Consider the following 22,927-nt stretch of genomic DNA (forward strand, 5'->3'; position numbering starts at 1 on the left):
TCTCAGGTTGTAATCGAGGAAAAAGCTCTACGGCATCAGGGTGATGCGATTGCCACCCTGCCGGCCAATAGCGCCTTGCAGATCGAGCTCGAGGATCGCCGCCTGCACTTCCGCCACCGGACGACCCGTGGCGCGCACGAGATCGTCGATCGATACCGGCGATGGCCCGAGCAAAGCGCGCAGACGTTCGACGAAATCTTGTGGCGCGACAGTCGCGGCAAATGCAGGCGCAATCGGTCGAAGAACCGCAGCCTCGCTCGCTTCATCCGGTTGTGCGACGGCCTCGAAGAGATCGGGCTCATGATCGGATGTTAGTGTCGCGCTCTGATGTTGCGGTCCCCGCGCGATCACGGAGGCCAAAGCTTCGATCACATCGGCGCTGCGCGTGCACAGCGTCGCGCCCTGGCGCAGAAGATCGTTGGTGCCTTCAGCGCGCGGATCGAATGGCGAGCCAGGAACGGCGAACACCTCCCGCCCCTGTTCATTGGCATAACGCGCGGTGATCAACGAACCGGAGCGACGCGCCGCCTCGACAACCACCGTGCCATAAGCGAGCCCGGAAACGATACGGTTGCGCCGTGGAAAATCGCGGCCGCGCGGCACCCATCCGATCGGCATTTCCGAAATCAGCGCGCCGCACTCGCATAGCGCCTCCGCCAGCGGCACATTCTCGGAAGGATAAATCTTGTCGAGCCCGCCGGCGAGCACTGCGACGGTGCCGGTCGCCAATGACGCGCGATGCGCGCTCTCATCGATGCCGCGCGCCAGACCGGAGGCGATGACGAAACCGGCTTCGCCCAATTCCTGCGCCACCGTCGCGGCGAATTTCGCGCCATAGGCTGAGGCGTTGCGCGAACCGACGATGGCTACCATCGACCGTACCAGAACATCGAGACGCCCGCGCACCGCGATCACGGGCGGCGGCGCATCGATGGCGCGCAGCGTTAGCGGATAGTCGGCATCGTCGAGCGTCAGGAATTGCCCACCCTGCCGGCGCAACGCCTCCCATTCGCGTTCGCAATCCTCGCGCGCCGCAAGGCGAATAGCGCGGCCACCGCTTTGCTTGGCGATGAGACGCGGCAGAGCTTTGAGCGCGGCGCCAGCGCTGCCGTGATACTCCAACAGCCTTTGAAAGGTGCGCGGGCCGATATTGTCGCTGCGCGCGAGCTGCAGCCAATCCAAAAGCTGCGCGTCGGAAAGACGAAGGGGTCTTTCGCCGCGCCGATCGTTCACGGCTTGCTGCCGATCTTGGTTTCGGTGCCTTCCATCAGCCGAGAAATATTCGGCCAATGCTTGAACCACAGCAAAGCCGCCAAGGCGATGAAGAGCTCAGCCGCCGCGCCATTGCCCATCAACCACAGCGCCAACGGCGTCGCCAGGCTCGCCGCCAGCGCGGCAACCGACGAATAGCGCGTGGCGGCGGCAACGCCGAGCCAGACGACAGCGAAGACAAGCGCGCCGGGCCAGGCGAGACCAAGGGCGCAACCCAGGAAGGTCGCGACGCCCTTGCCACCCTTGAACTTGAGCCAGACTGGATAGAGATGGCCAAGAAACGCGCCGAGACCGGCAATGACAGCCTGATGTTCGCCAAGCTGCGCGCCGATCAAGACCGCGACCGTGCCCTTCAGCGCATCGAGCAGCAAAGTCGCCGCCGCGAGCCCCTTATGCCCGGTGCGCAGCACATTGGTCGCGCCGATATTGCCGGAACCGATCGAGCGCAGGTCTTCGGTGCCGGCGAGCTTCGTCAGCACCAGCCCGAACGGGATCGAACCCAGAAGATAACCGATGGCCAGCGCGATCAGGTTTTGCGGCAAGTCCGGGAAAATCATAGTTTCGTGGTCCAAAGCCAAAAAACAAAGGTGACATTAACGCGCTTCGCCAAGAGAGCAAATCGAGGGAGCAAATGGAGGGAGCAAATCGCGTCACAAGATCGTGCCGGCCACCATTGTCAGCTTGACGACCCCTTCCATGCGGGCTTCGTCAAAAGGTGTGTTTTTCGAGCGCGACTGCAGGCGCGACGGATCGACCACGTAAGGCTCATCGGGATCGAAACGGATCAGATCGGCCGGCGCGCCCTTCTGCAAACGCCCTTGCGGCAGGCCGAGGATCTCAGCCGGCCGCACCGTCATGGCGTTGATGAGGCGGCCAAGCGACACCTGCCCCGAACGCACCAGACGCAGGCCCGCCGACAGCATGGTCTCCAGACCGATGGCACCATATTCGGCTTCCGAGAACGGCACGCGTTTGGCTTCAACGTCCTGCGGGTTGTGGTCGGAGATGATCACGTCGATGAGACCGCCGGCCAGCGCCTCGACCAGCGCGACGCGTTCTTCCTCGGCGCGCAGCGGCGGCGACAGTTTCAGAAAAGTGCGATACTGGCCGATGTCGCTTTCATTGAGCGTCAGATGATTGATCGACGTGGCGCAGCTCACCGGCAGGCCAGCGGCTTTCGCCTTGGCGATGATCTCGAGCGACAAAGTCGTCGTCACCATCTGCGCATGATAATGACCGCCTTGCTGCCCCTCGCCGAAGGTCAAAGCCACAAGCCGCATGTCGCGATCGAGCATGATCGCTTCCGCCTCGCGCGGAATGCCCGGCAAGCCAAGACGGCTGGCGAATTCGCCCTCATTCATCACGCCCATGCGCGCCAATTCCGGATCCTCGGCGCGATGAATGACGATCGCGTCGAAGTCGCGCGCATAGATCATGGCGCGCCGCATCACTTGCGACGACACCACCGATGTCGGGCCATTGGAGAAGGCGACCGCGCCGGCTTCCTTGAGCAGGCCGATCTCGGCGATCTCCGTGCCGGCCAGTCCCTTGGTCAGAGCGGCGCAGGGCAGAACGCGCACCTTGGCATTGTCGCGGGCGCGCCGCATCAGATAGTCGACGCTGGCGGAGCCATCGATCGGCGGATTGGTGTTGGGCGCGGCGACAATCGTCGTCACGCCGCCGGCGGCCGCCGCGCGGCTCGCGGTGGCAATGGTCTCGCGATGGCTCGCGCCCGGCTCGCCGATGAAGGCGCACATATCGATGAGGCCCGGCGTGACGATATCGCCGGCACAATCGACAACCTGCGTGCGTTCGCCCGCATTCGCCTTCGTCACCTTGGCGCCGATGTCGACGATCAATCCATTATCGATCATCACGCCGCCCGGCGTCTCCGTGCCGGTGGCAGGATCGAGCAGGCGCGCGTTGATGAGAGCGACGGGCGAGGAGGTCATTGCATCAGCCATTGGGCAAGTTCTGCGACAGAGCTTCGAGCACGGCCATGCGCACGGCAACACCCATCTCGACCTGTTCGGTGATCAAGGAGCGCGGCCCGTCGGCAACGGCCGAGTCGATCTCGACGCCGCGGTTCATCGGCCCCGGATGCATGACCAGCGCGTCGGGCTTGGCCCATTTCAGCTTGTCCTCATCAAGACCATAGAAGCGCGCGAATTCCTTCAGCGAGGGAATGAACGCGCCTTGCATACGCTCACGTTGCAGTCTCAGCATCATGACAATGTCGGCATCGCGAATGCCCGTTTCCATCGAGCGATGCACTTCGACGCCCATGCGCTCGATGCCGGCCGGCAGCAAGGTCGAGGGACCAACGACGCGCACGCGCGCGCCCAGATGCGTGAGCAGGATGATGTTGGAGCGTGCCACCCGCGAATGGGCGACATCACCGCAGATCGCCACGGTGAGCCCTTCGATCCGGCCCTTGTTGCGCCGGATGGTCAGAGCATCAAGCAGCGCCTGTGTCGGATGTTCGTGGCTGCCGTCTCCCGCATTGATGACCGAGCATGACACCTTTTGCGACAGGAGTTGCACGGCGCCAGAGTGCTGGTGGCGCACGACGATGAGATCGGGCCGCATCGCGTTCAAGGTGGCAGCCGTATCGATCAGGGTCTCGCCCTTGTTCACCGACGATGTGGCGACCGACATATTCATAACGTCGGCACCGAGCCGCTTGCCGGCCAGTTCGAACGACGACTGTGTGCGCGTCGAAGCTTCGAAGAACAGATTGATTAACGTGCGGCCGCTGAGAACGGCGCGTTTTTTCTCGACCTGCCGGGAAACTTTGACAGCTTCCTCCGCCATGTCGAGCAAAGTTTCGATATCCGGCCGGGAAAGTCCCTCGATGCCGAGCAGGTGCCGATGGGGAAAGACGGGAGCGCGGGCGGTCATATCGGCTGGTCTATAGGCCAAGCTGCGGAATCCGCAAGACATCCTCAGCACTTGCGCACCGTCTTCGACGGGTTTTGGCGCCCAAAATCATTACCTTAGCAGGACAACATCGAAGCTACCCTGAGAAGGAATATGAAATACCATAAAAATCAATAAATTAGAGAGGCTTAAAAAGCCGCTAAACTGGCCCCAAACGGGGTGCCGGCCGCCTCGCCTATTTGACACTTGGCGGACCCTACACCATGTTCCCGGCCGATCGAATGTCTGTTCGGACCGGTTCCGGGCGTCTTTGGCCCGGTCCTCTTCGAATAGATACTTTCAATATATTTCAATGATTTAGCCTGCGAGGCGTTCCCCGCAATGAGTGCTGTCGTCATCGTCGAATCGCCGGCAAAGGCCAAGACGATCAACAAATATCTGGGCAAGGACTACGAGGTCCTGGCCTCGTTCGGTCACGTCCGCGATCTGCCGGCCAAGGATGGCTCGGTCGATCCCGAGGACGACTTTGCCATGCGCTGGGAAGTCGACAGCAAGGCGGCCAAGCGCCTGTCCGATATCGCCAAGGCGGTCAAAGAGTCCGACAAAGTCATTCTCGCGACCGACCCTGACCGCGAAGGTGAAGCCATTTCCTGGCACGTGCTGGAAGTGCTCAAGGGTAAGCATGTCCTGAAGGACAAGACGGTCGAGCGCGTCGTTTTCAACGCCATTACCAAGAACGCCATTCTCGACGCCATGCGCCATCCGCGCAAAGTCGATGAGGCGCTGGTCGATGCCTATATGGCGCGCCGCGCCCTCGACTATCTCGTCGGCTTCAACCTGTCGCCGGTGCTGTGGCGCAAGCTGCCGGGCGCCCGTTCGGCCGGCCGCGTGCAGTCGGTGGCTCTGCGTCTGGTCTGCGACCGCGAACTCGAAATCGAGAAATTCGTCAGCCGCGAATACTGGTCGATCGCCGCGCATCTGAAAACCAAGGATGGCGCGCCGTTCATCGCCCGCCTCGTCGGCGCCGACGGCAAGAAGATCCAGCGTCTCGACATCGGTTCGGGTAAGGAAGCCGAAGATTTCAAGGCGGCCCTGGAAAACGCCAAGTTCACCATCGCTTCGGTGGAGGCCAAGCCCGCCCGCCGCAATCCTTGGGCGCCCTTCACCACCTCGACCCTGCAGCAGGAAGCCTCGCGCAAGCTTGGCTTTGCGCCGGCGATCACCATGCGTCTCGCCCAGCGTCTTTATGAGGGTGTCGATCTCGGCGGCGAGACCGTCGGTCTCATTACATATATGCGTACCGACGGCGTCGATGTGGCGCCGGAGGCGATCGCCGCTGCCCGCAAGGTGATCGAAAAGGAATATGGCGCGAAATACGTGCCGGAAATTCCCCGCAAATACGCGACCAAGCAGAAGAATGCGCAGGAAGCCCACGAAGCCATCCGCCCGACCGACCTCACCCGTCTGCCGCGCCAGCTCGCCAAGGTGCTCGATAAGGATCAGCTGCGTCTCTACGAACTGATCTGGAACCGCACCATCGCCAGCCAGATGGAATCGGCGGAACTCGAGCGCACCACGGTCGAAATTCTGGCGGAAGCCGGCTCGCGCAAGATCGATCTGCGCGCCACCGGCCAGGTCGTCCGCTTCGACGGCTTCCTCACTCTCTACCAAGAGGGCAAGGACGACGAGGACGATGAGGAAGGTGGCCGCCTGCCGCCGATGACGGCGGGCGATCCGGCGACGAAAGAAAAGATCGAAGCCAGCCAGCATTTCACCGAGCCGCCGCCGCGTTTCTCCGAGGCGACCTTGGTCAAGCGCATGGAAGAGCTCGGCATCGGCCGTCCCTCGACTTATGCTTCGACTTTGGCCGTGTTGCGCGATCGCGAATATGTCCGCCTCGACAAGAAGCGTCTGATCCCCGAGGACAAGGGCCGCCTGGTCGTCGCCTTCCTCGAAAGCTTCTTCAGCCGTTACGTGGAATATGATTTCACGGCCGGTCTGGAAGAACAGCTCGATCGCATTTCCAACGCGGAGATCGATTGGAAGCAGGTTCTGCGCGATTTCTGGAAAGACTTTTCCACCGCGATTGCCGGCACGAAGGATCTGCGCACCACCGAGGTGCTCGACAATCTCAATGATCTGCTCGGGCCACACATCTTTCCGGCCAAGGCCGATGGCGGTGACCCGCGTGGGTGCCCGTCCTGTGGCAACGGCCAGCTCTCGCTGAAGCTCGGCAAGTTTGGCGCCTTCATCGGCTGCTCGAACTATCCGGAATGCCGCTACACCCGCACCTTGACGCCGCCGAACGGCGAACAGGGAGAAGGCGAGGATGCAGCGCGTCCTGGCGTCCGCGTGCTCGGCACCGATCCTGTGACCAGCGACGAGATCACCCTGCGCGACGGCCGTTTCGGCCCCTATGTGCAGCAAGGCGAAGGCGAGAAACCGAAACGTTCCTCCCTGCCCCGTGGCTTGTCGAAAGACGAGGTCACCTTGGAGAAGGCGCTTGGTCTTCTGTCGCTGCCGCGCGAAGTCGCCAAACATCCGACCAGCGGCGAGCCCATCGTCGCCGGCATCGGCCGCTTCGGGCCTTACGTGCAGCACGGCAAGATGTATGCGAGCCTGACGCGTGACGACGACGTGTTGGAGATCGGCGCCAATCGCGCCATCGACCTCATCGTCACCAAGGAGCAAGGCGGCGGCCGCGGCCGTTTCGGCAATGCCGCGCCGGCACGCAATCTCGGCGATCACCCGCAAGGTGGCGCCATCAGCGTCAAGGCCGGCCGCTATGGTCCCTATGTGAGCTGGGGCAAGGTCAACGCCACCCTGCCGAAGGATTCCGATCCCGAGAAGGTGACGCTGGAAGAAGCCGTCGCCCTCATTGCCGCCAAGCAATCGGGCCAGGGCGATGGTGACGGACGTGTGCTCGGCGAACATCCGCAGGGCGGCACGATCGTCGCGCGCAAGGGCCGCTTCGGTCCCTATGTCAGCGTCGGCAAGGTCAATGCGACGATCTCCAAATCGTCTTCGCTCGAGGACATCACCCTTGAGGAAGCGATCGAACTGATCGACGAAAAGGGTGGACCGGCGCCGAAGAAGGCCGCCAAGAAGAGCGGTGGCAAGACCGCGAAGAAGGCGCCCGCCAAGACGACGGCGAAGAAGAAAGTCGCTGTTGAGGACTCCGACGAGGCCCCCTTCGGCGACGATGAACCGGCCCCCAAGACTGCCACCAAGAAGGCCCCCGCCAAAAAGGCGGCCGCCAAGAAAGCCCCGGCTAAAAAGGCGCCAGCCAAGAAAGCGGCTTCTAAAAAATAACGCTCTGCGTTTCCACAGAATCGCGTCTGTCAAGCCTTTGACGGACGCGGTCTGTTCTTCCTAGATGCATCAGGCAAAAGCGTTTCTGCCGAAACGCGGTTTGCTCTAGGCTGCGGCCCAGCCCTGCATCAGGAAGACAGATGAAATCGATCGACGCGCGCATTGCAGAAGAACTCGGGGTCAAGGAAAGCCAGGTCACGGCGGCAGTCGGACTGCTCGATGAGGGCGCGACCGTCCCCTTCGTCGCCCGCTACCGCAAGGAAGTCACCGGCGGCCTCGACGACACGCAGTTGCGCACCTTGGACGAACGTCTGCGCTACCTGCGCGAGATGGAAGATCGTCGCAAGGCGATCCTTGAAAGCATCGACAGTCAGGGCAAGCTCGACGACCCGCTGCGTCGCCTGATCATGGAAGCCGACAGCAAGGCCCGCCTCGAAGACATTTACCTGCCCTTCAAACCCAAGCGCCGCACCAAGGCACAGATCGCCATCGAGGCCGGCCTTGCGCCCTTGGCCGACAAGCTGCTCGCCGAGCCGCAGAACACGCCGCGCGATGTCGCGGAAGCCTTCATCGACGCGACCAAGGGCATCGAGACAGTGGAAGCCGCGCTTGATGGCGCCAAGGCCATTTTGACGGAACGCTTCTCTGAAAACGCCGAACTGATCGGCGACCTCAGAGAGACCTTCTGGAACGAAGGTCAGCTCGTCTCGAAGGTGAAAGCGGGCAAGGAAACCGCCGGCGCCAAATTCGCCGACTATTTCGATCTTTCACAGAAGATGGACAAGATGCCGTCGCATCGCCTGATGGCGCTGTTCCGCGGCGAGAAGGAAGAATTTCTCGATCTCACCTTCGATCCTGAACCCGGCCGCACGGACCTCACGACACCTGGCCTCTACGAACGCAAGATCGCCGCGCGCTTCAACATCCAGCCCAGCGGCCGCCCTGGCGACAAATGGCTGAGCGACACGGTGCGCGCCGCCTGGCGCTTCCGTCTGTCGTCGAGCCTCGCCGTCGACCTGCGTCTGCGCCTGTGGCAGCAGGCCGAAGACGACGCGGTGAAAGTCTTCGCCGGCAATCTGCGCGATCTCTTGCTGGCTGCCCCCGCCGGCACCCGCGCCACCATGGGCCTTGATCCTGGCTTCCGCACCGGTGTGAAAGTCGCCGTGGTCGATGCCACGGGCAAAGTGGTCGATACGGCCAACATCTATCCGCACGAGCCGCAACGGCGCTGGGATGAAGCGATCTCTATCCTTGCGGCGCTTTGCATGCGCCACAAGGTCGATCTCGTCGCCATCGGCAACGGCACTGCTTCACGCGAAACCGAGAAGCTCGCCGTCGAAATGCTGCGCAAGTTTCCCGAGTTGAAACTGACCAAAGCCGTGGTCTCGGAAGCCGGCGCTTCGGTCTATTCGGCTTCGGCCTTTGCCTCGCAGGAACTGCCCGGCCTCGACGTCACCTTGCGCGGCGCCGTCTCCATCGCCCGCCGCTTGCAGGACCCGCTCGCCGAACTCGTCAAGATCGATCCGAAGTCGATCGGCGTCGGCCAGTATCAGCACGACATCGCCGAATTCAAACTGTCGCGTTCGCTCGATGCGGTGGTGGAAGATTGCGTGAACGCGGTCGGTGTCGACGTCAACACCGCCTCCGCGCCCCTGCTCGCTCGCGTGTCGGGGATCGGCGAAGGCTTGGCGCAGAACATCGTCATGCATCGCGATGCCAATGGCCCCTTCGCCACGCGTGCCGACATCAAGAAAGTGCCGCGCCTCGGCCCCAAGGCTTTCGAACAATCAGCCGGCTTCCTGCGCATTCTCGGTGGCGACGATCCGCTCGATGCCTCGGGCGTGCATCCGGAAGCCTATCCGGTGGTGCGCCGGATCATCGAAGCGACCAAGTCGGACATCAAGGTTCTCGTCGGCAATGCCAAGACACTGCGCGGTCTCGACCCGCGCAAGTTCACCGACGAGACCTTCGGCGTGCCGACCGTGTCCGACATTCTGAAGGAGTTGGAGAAGCCCGGTCGCGATCCGCGTCCCGCCTTCAAGACCGCGGAATTCCAGGAAGGCGTAGAAACGCTCGACGACCTCAAGCCCGGCATGGTGCTGGAAGGCGCCGTGACCAATGTCGCCGCCTTCGGCGCCTTCGTCGACATCGGCGTGCATCAGGACGGCTTGGTCCACATCTCGGCCTTGTCGAAAACCTTCGTCAAGGATCCACGCGACGTGGTGAAGCCCGGCCAGATCGTTCGCGTGAAGGTGCTGGAAGTCGACAAGCCGCGCAAGCGCATCTCGCTGACCATGCGTCTCGACGACGAACTCCCCGCTGGCGGCCCAGCGGCCAACCGCCCACAAGGCGGCCCACGTCCCGCCGCGAAAAACTTCTCATCGGGCAAGGAGAGCAGCGGTGGCGGCGCGCTGGCGGATGCGTTGCGACGCGCCGGAGCAGCACGACCGCGCTGATCCAGTCAAAGCCAACAGAACACCGGCCGCATCGCTGCGGCCGGTTTTTTTTATGTAAAAGCCTCAGCGCAGTTTGGCGTCGAGCGACCAGCGACCGGCGCCGTAAAGAACGACGAACAGCAGACCCCCGGCGATGGCCAGATTCTTCTGGAACTGCACGAACTGGCCGGCATCGCCAAAATTGCGATGGAAGAAATAGGCGGCCAGCAGCGTGAAACCGGCCAGCAGAAGGGCGACGATCCGGGTCAGAAAGCCGGTCAAAAGCAGCAGGCCGCCGCCCAGTTCGACCGCGATGACGACCGGCAGCAGATAGCCCGGAACACCGGCTTTCTGCATATAGGCCACCGTTCCCGCATAGCCCATCAGCTTGTTGTAGCCGGCCAGAATGAAGATGAAACTGATCAGGGCGCGGCCCGCCAGCGGAAAAAGATTGTCAAAAACCGAGCGCAATTTGCTCTCCATACCCCATGAAAAGATTCGCGCCTTACTATATATGGGGAAGATCGGACCGGAAAATGACCGATCTGCCCGCCCTTATGGAAACCAATAAGCATTGACGAAAAAGCCCGACAAGAAATCCCCCCTGCCGACACGCGAGGACATTATCGCGTTCATTCACCGTGAGAACGACGCGGCGACCAAGGCGGGCAAGGTCACATCGGGCAAGATCGGCAAACGCGAGATCGCCCGCGCCTTCGACATTAAGGGCTCCGACCGCATCGCGCTCAAGAAACTGCTCAAGGAACTCGAGTCCGATGGCGTGGTCGAACGGCGTCACGGCCGCATCGTCGAACATGGCCGCCTGCCCTCCGTCGTCGTGGCCGACATCATCACCCGCGACAGCGATGGCGAACTCGTCGCCACACCGGTCGAATGGGATGAAGCGGCAGGCCCGCTGCCGCGCATCGCCATTCACATGCCGCGCAAGCGCCGGCCTGGCGATCCGGTGCCGGGCGTCGGTGACCGCGCACTGATCCGCGCCGAGCGCGATCCCGATGCCGGCAAGAAGGAGCCGCCCTATCGCGGCCGGGTCATCAAATTGCTGTCGCGCTCGCGCGCACAACTCATCGGCGTCTATCGTGCGCTGCCCGGCGGTGGCGGCCGGCTCGTGCCCGTCGACAAGAAGGCACGCGGCAAGGAATGGGCGATCCCCGAAGGCGCCCAGGGCGAAGCACGTGACGGCGATCTCGTGGCCGTCGAAGCTGGACGTGAAGGCCGCTTCGGTCTGCCGCAAGCGCGTGTGCGCGAACGGCTCGGCGCCATCGACAACGAACGCGCCATCACCACCATCGCGCTGCATGCCCATGGCATCCCGCATGTCTTCCGTCCCGAGACCTTGAAAGAGGCGGAAGCCGCGCAGCCAGCGACACTGGCCGGCCGCGAGGATTGGCGCAAGCTGCCGCTCGTTACCATCGATCCTGCCGATGCCAAGGATCACGATGACGCCGTGCATGCAGTGGCCGATGATGATCCCGCCAACAGCGGCGGCTTCATCCTCACCGTCGCCATCGCCGATGTCGCCGCTTATGTGCGGCCCGGTTCATCGCTCGATCGCGAAGCCTTGGAACGCGGCAACTCGGTCTACTTCCCCGATCGTGTCGTGCCGATGCTGCCGGAGCGCATCTCCAACGATCTCTGCTCGCTGCGCCCGCATGAGGATCGCCCCGCTCTGGCGGTGCGCATGATCATCGCCAAAGATGGCCGCAAGCTGCGCCACACCTTCCATCGCGTGCTCATGCGCTCGGCCGCAAAGCTCGCCTATCCGCAAGCGCAAGCCGCCATCGACGGCACGCCCGATGACACCACCGGCCCCTTGCTCGATAAGGTTCTCAAGCCGCTTTGGGCGGCTTGGCGCGCCCTCGATGAAGCGCGCGCCAAGCGCAGCCCGCTCGATCTCAATCTGCCCGAACGCAAACTGCTGCTGACGGCCGACGGCCGCATCGACCGCGTCATTATTCCGCCGCGTCTCGAAGCGCATCGGCTGATCGAGGAATATATGATCCTCGCCAATGTCGCCGCCGCCGAGACCCTGGAAGCGCAAGGACAACAACTCGTCTATCGTACCCATGACGAACCGTCCGTCGAGAAGATGCATGGCCTGGGCGAATTCCTCGCCACCATTGGCGTCAAACTCGCCAAAGGCCAGGTGCTGCGGCCGCAGCAGTTCAACGGCATTTTGGAACGGGTGAAAGGCAGTGAGCATGAGAACGCTGTCAACGAAGTGGTGCTGCGCACGCAGGCGCAAGCCGAATACTCATCCGACAACTACGGCCACTTCGGTCTCAACCTGCGCCGCTACGCGCATTTCACCTCGCCCATCCGTCGCTATGCCGATCTGATCGTGCACCGCGCTTTGATCCGTGCCTTGAAGCTTGGACCGGATGGCCTGCCGAATATGGAACCCGACGAACTCGCCGAAATCGCCGCACGCATCTCGGCCTCCGAGCGTCGCGCCATGGCGGCCGAGCGTGAAACGACCGAACGTCTCATCGCTAGTTTCTTATCGACGCAGATCGGCGCGACGTTTGAAGGACGCATCTCCGGCGTCACGCGCGCCGGCCTGTTCGTCAAACTGCTCGACACGGGCGCCGATGGCTTCGTGCCAGCCGCCACCATCGGCACCGACTACTATCGCTATGTCGAAAACCTGCATGCGCTCGTTGGCAATCGCACGGGTGAAACCTTCAGGCTTGGCGATCACATCGAAGTGAAATTGGTTGAAGCCGCCCCCTTGGCTGGCGCCTTACGGTTTGAAATCCTCAGCAAAGGTCACGTTAGAGGTTCACGCGCGACAAAAGCGCACGCAACCCCCAGGCGCGACAAGAAGCCTCCTTCCCGAAAGAAGCCACAAGCCTCACATAAACGACGGTCCGGTCGATAACTGAAAGACAGGACCCAGGAGGCTGAGATGGGTGTTTCTTTTGACACGGCCTTGGAAGCGCCACGCGATTGGTGGTTGGCGATGAAGCGCGGCATGCGCTTGCGCTGCCCGCACTGTGGCGAAGGCAAAATGTTTCGCGCCTATCTCAAGCCCAATGATGCTTGCCCGAACTGCGGCGAGGAACTGCATCATCATCGCGCCGATGACGCGCCGCCCTATGTGACCATCGTCATCGTCGGCCATATCGTCGTCGGTCTGCTCATGGTCGTCGACCAGCGCTATCCGGAACTCTCCATGTGGGTTCACATGGCGATGTGGACGACGCTGTCGGTCGTGCTCAGTCTGATCATGCTGCCCTCCGTCAAAGGTGCCTTGATCGGTCTGCAATGGGCGCTCAAAATGCACGGATTCGGGACCGCCATGCCGGCCCGACGTCCGGGGCAGATGTGACACGTATTCTCGATAGCAATTCCGACCTCACCGCCGTTCTCAACGAAGAGATTTGGTCCCGCCTGCAGCGCCAGCCACCGACTGGCGCCAAGCCGCGGCTTGCTTCCACCCTGATGCTGCTCGATCGCAGCGGCCCCGAACCCAAGATCCTGATGGGCCGCCGCAATCCGGCCAGCAAATTCATGCCGGGGAAATTCGTCTTTCCCGGCGGACGCATCGAGCCCGGCGACCGCAAGATGAATGCCGCCGGCGCCCTGCCCCTGCCGGTCGAGGAACGGCTCGCCCGCATCGACCCGAAATCCCATTCCTTGCCCCGTGCCCTGGCGCTCGGCGCCATCCGCGAGACGTTCGAGGAAACCGGCATCGTGCTCGGCGCCGCCGACATGGGCGCCCCTGAAACCGCACCGGCGGGCGAATGGCAGAGATTTGCCGGCCACGGTTTCTATCCCCTGATCGACAACATCCATTTCATCGCCCGGGCAACGACGCCGCCGCGTCAGGCGCGCCGCTTCGACACGATTTTCCTGGCCGCCGAAACCAGCGATATCGCCACGACCATCGAAGGCGCCATCGGCCCGGATCGCGAACTGGTGGAACTCGTCTGGGTGCCGCTCTCCCAGGCCCATGATCTCGAACTGCCGCTGATCACCAGCGTCGTCCTGTGCGAGCTGGACCGACGCATCGCTGCCGGCATGGGCCACCACCTGCCCGCGCCCTGGTATCGCGTCGGCCCCAAGGGCTGGCTGCGGACCGAGCTTTAGCAAGCTATTCGTTGTTCTAGCCCGCCCGCGCCAAAGGCGCCGCCTCTTCCTCTTCGATCTTACCGCGCAGAATGCGCCGCGCCGATTGACCTGCCTTGTCGAAGGCGAAAGCGATCAGCGGCGCGCCGCTCGTATCGGACGCGATATAGCGCTGCTGCTGCTCAGCGATGGCCTTGTCCTCGTTGAAGGCCTCGACCGTCATGTTGAAATAGATTGCATCGACCTTTGGATCGTCGAGCGCCCAGTTGCGCGCCGTCGACCAGAAATAATGGGTGGTCGCATCGGTCTCCGGCGTCAGCGCGTTGAGCACGCGATGCACCGGCGTGCCGTAGGGCAGATCGGTGCCCGCCGCCCGTGCGCCCAGTGTCAGCTTGATGTAGGACGGCGCACGCCATTCGAAAATCTGCCAACGGTCGATCTTGCTGTCGAGCCCGCGCGCCGCCTTGTAGATCGGCGCCGTGTCGACATTCTTCATAAAGCGCTCGGCCCGCACCACGTCGCCATCGACGGTCACGTCGAGCGGCGTATCGGTCACCTGGCTGCCCCCCAAGGTCGTCTTGTGCACATAGACCACATGGGTGAGATCGAGCAGATTGTCGGCCAGCAATTGGTAGTTGCAGGCGACCGGCAGCATGTCGCGCACGGCCACCCAACCGGGCTTCTCGTTTTCGCTGAAATCGGGAATGAGCGCTGCATCGGCTTTGGCCGGATCACCCATCCAGATAAAAATGAAACCGTGCATCTGCTGCGCCGGAAAAGCACGCACGGCGAACGTGCTGCCGAACGACAGGCCGCCAGGCACATGGACACAGCGCCCCTGCCCGTCGAAGCGGATGCCATGATAGCCGCAGGTGATTTCGCCCTTCTCGATGAAACCCGACGACAGCGGCGCCTTGCGGTGCGGGCAGCGATCGGAAACGGCCCTCACCGCTCCGTCCTGATCGCGAAAGAAGAGAATCGGTTCGTTGCAGATGGTACGAACCAAGGGGCGTTCCGTGATTTCGTTCGCCCACCCGGCGACATACCAGCAGTTGCGCAGGAAACTCGCTGCCATCTTTGCCTCCCTCATCGATGACAATTGGTCTGTTTTACAGCATTCGCTGCCGGTTCCGGCTTTGGAACGGCAGAACACAGTCAAGCTTAAGAGCAAACTCTAAACTGATCGGGGCAGATTGGCAGAATTTATCGGCCGTTCCTTGACTTCGTACCGCCAATCCGTATTTTGCCGGCAAATTTCAATTCAGGATTTACGCCACATGGCCAAGGCCGCCTCGATCAAGATCAAGCTTCTGTCGACCGCTGACACCGGTTTCTTCTATGTCACGTCGAAGAACGCCCGTACCAAGACGGAAAAGCTCTCCTACCGGAAATACGATCCGGTGGCGAAGAAGCACGTCGAATTCAAAGAAACCAAGATCAAGTAAGATCTTCCGGTTCGAACGAAAAACGGGGCGCTTGGCGCCCCGTTTTTGTTTGCCCCGCAGACAAACCTCAATCTGAGTAGAAATTCACTGATTTTGCAATAGCTTGCTCAGAGTTTCGGATTCAGAATCCAAGCCGCCTTGCGGCCATTGTCTGAATCACCGTTTGAAGATGTTGAATCAATGTCTCAACTTGATGACAATTGGCGCACCCTCTTCCCAGGTCAAATTTATCAAGCTATTCCATACTCTTAGCTTGATGATCGGAATCAGTTTCGCAGGCCGGCCGCGCAGGTGATTCTGAACGCTTGTCATTCGGTGACAGCCTTCCGATCTTTCAGGGAAGGCACGGCGCCCCCAGCATGAGAGTATGAGATTTTGGCCTCCTCCGATCAGAAGCCTGTCGTTCCCGGCGCGGCCAGCGGCACGGTCGACGCCTTCCTCGACCAGGTGAATCGCCTGCCCGGCGCCCATGCGGGCGCCGAGCGCGGCCGACTGATCTTCGCCCTCGATGCCACCATGAGCCGCCAGCCGACCTGGGATCTCGCCCAGAGCCTGCAGGGACGGATGTTCCAGACCGCCTCCAACCTCGGCGGGCTCGACGTGCAGCTCCTCTATTTTCGCGGCTTCGCCGAATGCCGCGCCTCGCGCTTCATCGCCAATGGCGTCGGCCTCGCCGAACTGATGGCGAAAATCTCCGTTGCCGGCGGCAATACGCAGATCGCCAAAGTGCTGCGCCATGTCCGCGAAGAGACCAACCGCAAACGCGTGGCGGCGCTGATCTATGTCGGCGATGCGATGGAGGAGAATGCCGACGAACTCTGCCAGCTTGCCGGCGAACTCGGCCTCCTCGGCGTCAAGGCCTTCATGTTCCACGAAGGCAACGAGCCGACGTCCGCCGCCACCTTTCGCGAAATCGCCCGGCTCACCGGCGGCGCCTATGCGCATTTCGACGCTTCGGCGCCCCATCGTCTCGGCGAAATGCTGGCGGCAGCCGCCGCCTATGCGGCCGGCGGACGCAAGGCGCTCGAACAGATCGCCAGCCAAGGCAGCCAGAGCGCGCAAGCGCTTCTGCGACAGATGAAGTAAGCTGCCGCGATGAATCTCCCTTTTGTCTTTATCGTCCTCGCGGGCATTCTCGGCGGTCTCTGGTTGCTGCGCAGCTTCGCCAACGCCAAACCCGCCGATATCAAGAAAACCGTCAAACAGGTCGGCGGCATCGGATCCTTGGCCATCGCCGCGTTCTTGATCATGCGCGGCCGCTGGGATGTCGGTGTTGCCGTCGGCGGAGTCGGTCTGTGGCTGATGGGCTGGGCGCAGGCGCCGGACTGGGCCAAGAATATCGGCAGGTCGGGAAAGACAGCGGAACAATCGACAAGCCAGACGTCGAACGTCACGTCGGCGACGATCGCCATGCAGCTCGATCACGACACCGGCGCGATCGACGGATCGGTGATTGCCGGCCCCTATGCCGGACGACGGCTCGCCGATCTGTCACGCGGCGATGCGGAGGCGTTGTTTCGCCTCTGCCTGCAAAGCGATCCCGATGGCGCGCGTTTACTTGAAGCGTATTTCGATCGCCGGTTTCCCGGCTGGCGTGACGCAATTCACGCTGATGGCAACCGGAGCACCGGCGGGGTCCGGCCGGCTGCGATGACCGAGGATGAAGCCTACGAAGTCCTTGGGCTTCAAAAGGGAGCGAGCGCCGAAGACATTTCGCGGGCGCATCGCAACCTGATGAAGAAGCTCCACCCCGATCAGGGGGGCACCACGTCCCTTGCTGCTCGTGTCAATGAGGCCAAGGATGTTCTGGTCCGCCGTCATACACAAACTCCGTAACCCAACGTTACGCTCAAATTGGTTAAGCTAATCTCAGTTGCGCGTGGTGAAACAGGCGAAGCCTGACCGCTTCAGCGTCTTGCAAGCGGCTTCCGCGCCATCTTCGGACAATCCAGCAAAGCGTGCGCGCCACAGCGTGTCCTTGCCCCGTTGCACTTTCTCGGTGAACGGTTGCGCGGCACCGAGCACCGAGCGTCCCTGCGCCCTGGCGCGGCTCAGCAGCTCCTGCGCTTTGTTCTGATCGTCCGTTGCGCCGATCTGAATCATCAGACCCTTCGTCGCGACCGGACGAGACGCCGTTTCACGCGCCGTGGGGATCGCCGCCGGCGGTGTGAACTTGGCGACTTTGGTTTCCGCCTTCGTATCGTTCGGCTTCACCGGCGCCACGAAAGCAGCTTTCGTCCGCGCATCGGTTTCGACGCCACGAGGGCCGGCGATCCAGCGCAAGTTGGAAGGCGTTGCCGCGGATGCGACGACCTGACGCGACGACGTCGATCCATCGAGCACGGTCGGCGAGCCACCGCGAATGGTTGCCGTCGCCACCCGCTCATCGGTCTTGACGCCGGAAGAAATCACGGCCGGACGCGGCTTCTCATCGGCCGCGTAAGCGGCGGCGACGAGCGCGACCGGACGCGGCGCCGGCGCTTCGGCGCGCATCGGCGGCAAGATGGAAACCGGCGCCGACGGGGCCGCAGCCGGCTCAGGACGCGGCGGCGGCATGGCGGCAACGGCGATCACGCCGGAGTCGCGCTCGGTCGGACGCTCCGCGATCATCGGTGCGCTACGCGAGCGCGAACCGCTGTCGATATAATCCTCGACCAGACCAGCCATCACGCGGTCGCGCGCGCCGGCCGACTTGCCGCCGAGCACCACGGCGATAATGCGATGGCCATCGCGCTTGACCGACGTCAGCAGATTGAAGCCCGACGCCCGGGTGTAGCCGGTCTTGATGCCGTCGACGCCCTCGACATTGCCCAGCAGACGGTTGTGGTTCCGGATCGCCTGGCGGCCATAATAGAAAGTGTGGGTCTGGAAATAGCCGTAGTAGCGCGGGAAGCGTTCCTGGATCGCCCGGCCCAAAATGCTCAGGTCGGCGGCGGTGGTCACCTGCGCGTCATCGGGAAGACCGGAGGCATTGACGAAACGGGTCCGGCTCATGCCCAGCGACCGCGCCTTGCGGGTCATCAGATCGGAAAAGGTCTCTTCGTCGCCGCCGATCGCCTCACCGATCGCCGTGGCGATGTCATTGGCCGAACGGGTCACGACCGCCTTGATGGCATTGTCGACGGTGATCGTCTGCCCAGGGCGAAGGCCAAGCTTGGTCGGCGGCCGCGAGGCGGCATAAGCGGAAATCGGAATTTCGCTGTCCAGGCGATATTTGCCGCGCTCAAGCTGTTCGAACAGCATGTAGAGCGTCATCACCTTGGTGAGCGAGGCAGGATGCCGCAGCGCGTTTTCGTTCGTCGCATGCAGCACCCGGCCGCTATTGGCATCGACCACGATCGCCGCGTAGGGCGGCGAATAGGTCGAGACCGCGGCGGCATGCCGGCGATGCCGGGGCCTGGCTTCCGCGGTCGAAATGAGGCTGCCGGCGATTGTCACAATTCCAAGGCCGATAGCGAGATGAAGAGCGGGCTTTGTCAAAAAAACGCTACGCAATGCCATCACAATGTCCCACTACCTACCGGCGCCGCCGCTTTTGGAGGCAGCTCGCCGTGTTGCCGCCGCACAACAGAAGGCGAAGGTAATGGAATGCGGTTACGCGCCGGTTAATCACTTCCTGATGCCGGTGGCCGCATTTGAGGCGCTTTTGAATACAAAGCTTGGCATTGAGGCGGCGGCGGCGCGAAAAATTTTTGCGCTGCACCATTTTTTCGTTGACTTTTATTGTGCATTGCACATATAAGAGGCTGCACGCCAGCAAAACCCGGCCGCCCGCGAACAGCGTCGCATGACGGCCCAAATTTCATGGGGCAAACATGTTCAAGAGTGTGGAAGACTTCCAGTCGTTCGGCAAAGATCAGTTCGAAGCCGCTTCGGCCGCCAGCTCGGCGATGTCGAAGGGGTTCCAGCAGATCGCTGCTGAAGTCACCGATTATTCCAAGAAGTCGCTCGAAGCTGCCACCGCGGCTTTCGAAAAGGTCATCAGCGCAAAGTCGGTTGACGCTGCGTTCCAGGCCCAGAGCGAATATGCCAAGTCGGCTTATGAGTCTTTCGTCGCCCAGTCGACGAAGATGGGCGAACTTTACACAGCCCTCGCCAAGGACGCTTTCAAGCCGGTTGAAACCGCGGTCGCCAAAGTTCAGGCCGCCGCCAAGTAAGCGCCTGACGTAAGCGCCACTACCAAGGTAGTAGCGCAGTCGACATCGCGCCCTTGAGTGGCGAGATGAGTGCTTGAGTTGTTAATATCTGCGTCAAGGTCCGGCCATCAGCCGGACCTTTTTTCATTCTTATTCCAGTCTGCTTATCCAGCCCGGACATGACGCGGCGCAATTCGCCGCGGCGAGAAGCCCGCGAATGGGGCGGATTTGTGAACCGCAACCTTAATAGTGCGGATAACATCTCCCCCACTGGCGCAACTCCTGCATCGCTCCTACATTACTCGGGTGGAACATCGAATAACTGTTGTAGACGACCCTGAGATTGAAGGTAGACTTTCAGGGTCGAATCCCTTGGAGGGCTTCTTGCGTTTTCCGGCGAGGCAGATATCGGCAACCCGCGCTTCCGCGATCGACGGCGAAACCGTCGACCCGCACGCCGGTCGCCTGGCTTACAGCCAGGGTCGCGCCATTCCGGTTCGGGCCTCGGACGAGGCTGACAAAAGCAACGGGAACGGCGCGAACAATAACGGCACCGGCACGGCGGTCATCACCCGCACCCGTACCCAGACACGTAAACCCAGCATGTATCGCGTGCTGCTGCTCAATGACGACTACACGCCCATGGAGTTCGTCGTCACTGTGCTGCGCCGCTATTTCAACAAGAGCAATGATGAGGCAACCCGCATCATGCTGCACGTCCATCAACACGGCGTCGGCGAATGCGGCATCTATACCTACGAGGTTGCCGAAACGAAGGTCACGCAAGTGATGGATTTCGCCCGCAAGCATCAGCATCCGCTGCAATGCATTATGGAAAAGAAGTAAAGGAGCGCCAATGCCGTCGTTCTCTAGAAATCTCGAACAGACGTTGCACCGGGCGCTGGCGACGGCCAACGAACGTCGTCATGAATACGCCACGCTGGAACATCTGCTGCTCAGCCTGATCGAGGACTCCGACGCCTCAGCCGTCATGCGTGCCTGCTCGGTCGATCTCGAAGCGCTGCGCAAGAGCCTGGTCAATTACATCGATCATGAGCTCGCCAATCTCGCCACCAACGGGCGTGGCGACGAAGCCAAGCCGACAGCCGGCTTCCAGCGCGTCATTCAGCGTGCCGTCATTCACGTGCAGTCTTCCGGTCGCGAAGAAGTGACCGGCGCCAACGTGCTCGTCGCCATCTTCGCCGAGCGCGAAAGCCACGCCGCCTATTTCCTGCAGGAGCAGGACATGACGCGCTACGACGCCGTCAACTACATCAGCCATGGCATCGCCAAGCGCCCCGGTATGTCCGACACCTCCAAGGCGCCGCGCGGTGCCGACGAGGAAGAGGGCCAGCGCGAGCGCGGCGAAGCCCGCGACCAGGGCGACAGCAAGAAGAAGGAAGGCGCGCTCGAAGCCTATTGCGTCAACCTCAATAAGAAGGCCCGCGACGGCCGCATCGATCCGCTCATCGGCCGCGAAGCCGAAGTGCAGCGCACGATCCAGATTCTCTGCCGCCGGCAGAAGAACAATCCCTTGCTCGTCGGCGATCCCGGCGTCGGCAAGACGGCGATCGCCGAAGGTTTGGCGCGCAAGATCATCAAGGGCGAAGTGCCCGAAGTGCTGGCGCGCGCCACCGTCTTCGCGCTCGACATGGGCACCCTGCTCGCCGGCACGCGCTATCGCGGCGATTTCGAAGAACGCCTCAAGCAGGTGATCAAGGAAATCGAGCAGCACAAGAACGCCATCCTGTTCATCGACGAGATCCACACCGTCATCGGTGCCGGTGCCACCTCGGGCGGTGCGATGGATGCCTCGAACCTCTTGAAGCCTGCCCTGGCGCAGGGCGCGCTGCGCTGCATCGGCTCGACCACCTACAAGGAATATCGCCAGTATTTCGAGAAGGATCGCGCCTTGGTGCGTCGCTTCCAGAAGATCGACGTCAACGAACCGTCGATCCCAGATTCGATCGAAATCATGAAGGGCCTCAAGCCCTATTTCGAGGAATTCCATCGCGTCCGTTACACCAACGATGCGATCAAGACCGCCGTCGAACTGTCGGCGCGCTACATCCATGACCGCAAGCTGCCGGATAAGGCGATCGACGTGATCGACGAAACCGGCGCGAGCCAGATGCTGCTGCCGGAAAACAAGCGCAAGAAGACCATCGGCACGAAGGAGGTGGAAGCCACCATCGCGACCATGGCGCGCATCCCGGCCAAGACCGTGTCGAAGGACGATGCGGAAGTGCTGCAGCATCTGGAAGAGACGCTCAAGCGCGTCGTCTACGGCCAGGACAAGTCGATCGAAGCCTTGTCGGCGGCGATCAAGCTGGCGCGTGCCGGCCTGCGCGACGGCGAGAAGCCGATCGGCAGCTATCTGTTCTCGGGCCCCACCGGCGTCGGCAAGACCGAAGTGGCACGCCAGCTCTCTGTCGCCCTTGGCGTCGAACTCGTCCGCTTCGACATGTCCGAATATATGGAGCGCCACACGGTCAGCCGTCTGATCGGAGCCCCTCCGGGCTATGTCGGCTTCGACCAGGGTGGCTTGCTGACCGATGCGGTCGACCAGCATCCCTATTGCGTGCTGCTGCTCGATGAGATCGAAAAGGCCCATCCGGACCTGTTCAACATCCTGCTGCAGATCATGGATCACGGTAAGTTGACCGACCACCATGGCAAGCAGATCGACTTCCGCAACGTCATCTTGATCATGACGACGAATGCCGGTGCTGCCGACATGGCGCGCGCCGCCTTCGGCTTCAACAGCAGCAAGCGGGAAGGCGAGGATTTGGAAGCGATCAACCGGTTATTCGCGCCGGAGTTCCGCAACCGTCTCGACGCGATCGTGCAGTTCGGTCATCTGCCGCGCACCGTCATCGCGCAGGTGGTGGACAAGTTCATCGCCCAGCTCGAGACCCAGCTCGGCGACCGCAACGTCACGATCGAACTGTCCGACGAAGCCCGCAACTGGCTCATCGACAACGGCTACGACCAAGCGATGGGCGCCCGGCCGATGGGACGCGTCATCCAGCAGCACATCAAGACGCCGCTGGCCGATGAAGTGCTCTTCGGTCGCCTGAAGGGCGGCGGCACGGTGCAGGTCGTCGTGCAGGACGACGAGAACGGCAAGAAGAAGCTGGCCTTCATCTATCCGGAAGGCCCGGTTCTGCCCAAGCCCGACCGCGAAGTGGTCGAGGCCAGCCGCAAGAAGCGTACCCCGCGCGAGGAACCGGAAGTGCGCCGCGCCAAGCAGCGCGCCACCAACAACGACGAGCCCGACGTCACCCCGCCGGAACCGCTCAAGAGCTAGAGCTTTTCGGTTCTGATCAAAGATCAGAACCGAAAATGTTTCGCG

At 62.1% G+C, this 22,927-nt stretch carries 19 protein-coding genes; 12 read left to right on the forward strand and 7 right to left on the reverse strand.

The window, feature by feature from the left end; genetic code table 11:
- Window positions 1-27: 27 nt before the first annotated feature.
- The 4 genes from dprA to OIM99_RS17870 form a co-directional block, all read right to left on the reverse strand.
- On the reverse strand, window positions 28-1,233 hold the full coding sequence (gene dprA / locus OIM99_RS17855) for a DNA-processing protein DprA (protein ID WP_311851807.1): 1,206 nt from the start codon (window positions 1,231-1,233) through the stop codon (window positions 28-30).
- Entirely contained in the window at window positions 1,230-1,829 is a 600-nt protein-coding gene (gene plsY / locus OIM99_RS17860; RefSeq protein ID WP_311851808.1) for a glycerol-3-phosphate 1-O-acyltransferase PlsY, read from the reverse strand. The genes dprA and plsY overlap by 4 nt, the downstream gene beginning before the upstream one ends.
- Before the next feature lie 93 nt (window positions 1,830-1,922).
- A complete protein-coding gene (gene pyrC, locus OIM99_RS17865; RefSeq protein WP_311851809.1) occupies window positions 1,923-3,224 on the reverse strand; it encodes a dihydroorotase in 1,302 nt (433 codons plus the stop codon).
- A gap of 4 nt (window positions 3,225-3,228) precedes the next feature.
- A complete protein-coding gene (locus OIM99_RS17870; RefSeq protein ID WP_311851810.1) occupies window positions 3,229-4,173 on the reverse strand; it encodes an aspartate carbamoyltransferase catalytic subunit in 945 nt (314 codons plus the stop codon).
- A gap of 360 nt (window positions 4,174-4,533) precedes the next feature.
- Between OIM99_RS17870 and topA the strand changes: the two genes are divergently transcribed.
- Both topA and OIM99_RS17880 read left to right on the forward strand, forming a co-directional pair.
- A complete protein-coding gene (gene topA, locus OIM99_RS17875) occupies window positions 4,534-7,464 on the forward strand; it encodes a type I DNA topoisomerase (RefSeq protein WP_311851811.1) in 2,931 nt (976 codons plus the stop codon).
- Window positions 7,465-7,604: 140 nt separating this feature from the next.
- Complete coding sequence (locus OIM99_RS17880) at window positions 7,605-9,920, forward strand: Tex family protein (protein ID WP_311851812.1); 2,316 nt, start codon at window positions 7,605-7,607, stop codon at window positions 9,918-9,920.
- Window positions 9,921-9,983: 63 nt separating this feature from the next.
- Here OIM99_RS17880 and OIM99_RS17885 read toward each other — a convergent pair whose 3' ends face one another.
- Window positions 9,984-10,370 (reverse strand): DoxX family protein, encoded by a 387-nt coding sequence (locus tag OIM99_RS17885; RefSeq protein ID WP_311851813.1) that lies wholly within the window; start codon window positions 10,368-10,370, stop codon window positions 9,984-9,986.
- Between the two features lie 103 nt (window positions 10,371-10,473).
- Here OIM99_RS17885 and rnr point away from each other — a divergent pair, with 103 nt between their 5' ends.
- From rnr to OIM99_RS17900, 3 genes are read left to right on the forward strand one after another with little or no spacing between them, the layout of a single operon-like run.
- Complete coding sequence (gene rnr, locus OIM99_RS17890) at window positions 10,474-12,801, forward strand: ribonuclease R (protein WP_409371523.1); 2,328 nt, start codon at window positions 10,474-10,476, stop codon at window positions 12,799-12,801.
- 27 nt (window positions 12,802-12,828) lie between these two features.
- Window positions 12,829-13,251 carry a DUF983 domain-containing protein gene (locus OIM99_RS17895; RefSeq protein ID WP_311851814.1) on the forward strand — a complete coding sequence of 141 codons (423 nt, stop codon included), beginning with the start codon at window positions 12,829-12,831 and terminating at the stop codon, window positions 13,249-13,251.
- On the forward strand, window positions 13,248-14,012 hold the full coding sequence (locus OIM99_RS17900; RefSeq protein WP_311851815.1) for an NUDIX hydrolase: 765 nt from the start codon (window positions 13,248-13,250) through the stop codon (window positions 14,010-14,012). The genes OIM99_RS17895 and OIM99_RS17900 overlap by 4 nt, the downstream gene beginning before the upstream one ends.
- Before the next feature lie 16 nt (window positions 14,013-14,028).
- Here the strand turns inward: OIM99_RS17900 and OIM99_RS17905 are convergent, their stop codons facing one another.
- Window positions 14,029-15,066 carry an aromatic ring-hydroxylating dioxygenase subunit alpha gene (locus OIM99_RS17905; protein ID WP_311851816.1) on the reverse strand — a complete coding sequence of 346 codons (1,038 nt, stop codon included), beginning with the start codon at window positions 15,064-15,066 and terminating at the stop codon, window positions 14,029-14,031.
- A 202-nt stretch (window positions 15,067-15,268) separates the two neighbouring features.
- Between OIM99_RS17905 and rpmG the strand changes: the two genes are divergently transcribed.
- The 3 genes from rpmG (at window position 15,269) to OIM99_RS17920 (ending at window position 17,272) form a co-directional block, all read left to right on the forward strand.
- The gene (gene rpmG / locus OIM99_RS17910) at window positions 15,269-15,436 is read left to right on the forward strand and encodes a 50S ribosomal protein L33 (protein WP_090697745.1); all 168 of its coding nucleotides are present in this window, start codon (window positions 15,269-15,271) and stop codon (window positions 15,434-15,436) included.
- 375 nt (window positions 15,437-15,811) lie between these two features.
- Complete coding sequence (locus tag OIM99_RS17915; RefSeq protein ID WP_311851817.1) at window positions 15,812-16,522, forward strand: VWA domain-containing protein; 711 nt, start codon at window positions 15,812-15,814, stop codon at window positions 16,520-16,522.
- 9 nt (window positions 16,523-16,531) lie between these two features.
- Window positions 16,532-17,272 carry a DnaJ domain-containing protein gene (locus tag OIM99_RS17920; RefSeq protein ID WP_311851818.1) on the forward strand — a complete coding sequence of 247 codons (741 nt, stop codon included), beginning with the start codon at window positions 16,532-16,534 and terminating at the stop codon, window positions 17,270-17,272.
- A gap of 33 nt (window positions 17,273-17,305) precedes the next feature.
- Here OIM99_RS17920 and OIM99_RS17925 read toward each other — a convergent pair whose 3' ends face one another.
- The gene (locus tag OIM99_RS17925; protein ID WP_311851819.1) at window positions 17,306-18,937 is read right to left on the reverse strand and encodes a D-alanyl-D-alanine carboxypeptidase; all 1,632 of its coding nucleotides are present in this window, start codon (window positions 18,935-18,937) and stop codon (window positions 17,306-17,308) included.
- A gap of 4 nt (window positions 18,938-18,941) precedes the next feature.
- Here OIM99_RS17925 and OIM99_RS17930 point away from each other — a divergent pair, with 4 nt between their 5' ends.
- From OIM99_RS17930 to clpA, 4 genes are all read left to right on the forward strand, one after another.
- Window positions 18,942-19,178: a hypothetical protein gene (locus OIM99_RS17930; protein ID WP_311851820.1), complete on the forward strand. Its 237-nt coding sequence runs from the start codon at window positions 18,942-18,944 to the stop codon at window positions 19,176-19,178.
- 73 nt (window positions 19,179-19,251) lie between these two features.
- Window positions 19,252-19,593 (forward strand): phasin family protein, encoded by a 342-nt coding sequence (locus tag OIM99_RS17935; RefSeq protein ID WP_311851821.1) that lies wholly within the window; start codon window positions 19,252-19,254, stop codon window positions 19,591-19,593.
- 468 nt (window positions 19,594-20,061) lie between these two features.
- Window positions 20,062-20,418, forward strand: a complete 357-nt coding sequence (clpS, locus tag OIM99_RS17940) for an ATP-dependent Clp protease adapter ClpS (protein ID WP_311852281.1) — start codon at window positions 20,062-20,064, stop codon at window positions 20,416-20,418.
- A gap of 10 nt (window positions 20,419-20,428) precedes the next feature.
- Window positions 20,429-22,882, forward strand: coding sequence for an ATP-dependent Clp protease ATP-binding subunit ClpA (gene clpA, locus OIM99_RS17945; RefSeq protein WP_311851822.1), 2,454 nt, complete (start codon window positions 20,429-20,431; stop codon window positions 22,880-22,882).
- Window positions 22,883-22,927: the final 45 nt, after the last annotated feature.

It is taken from the genome of Methylocella sp. CPCC 101449 (assembly GCF_031921685.1).
Taxonomy (GTDB): Bacteria; Pseudomonadota; Alphaproteobacteria; order Rhizobiales; family Beijerinckiaceae; genus Terripilifer.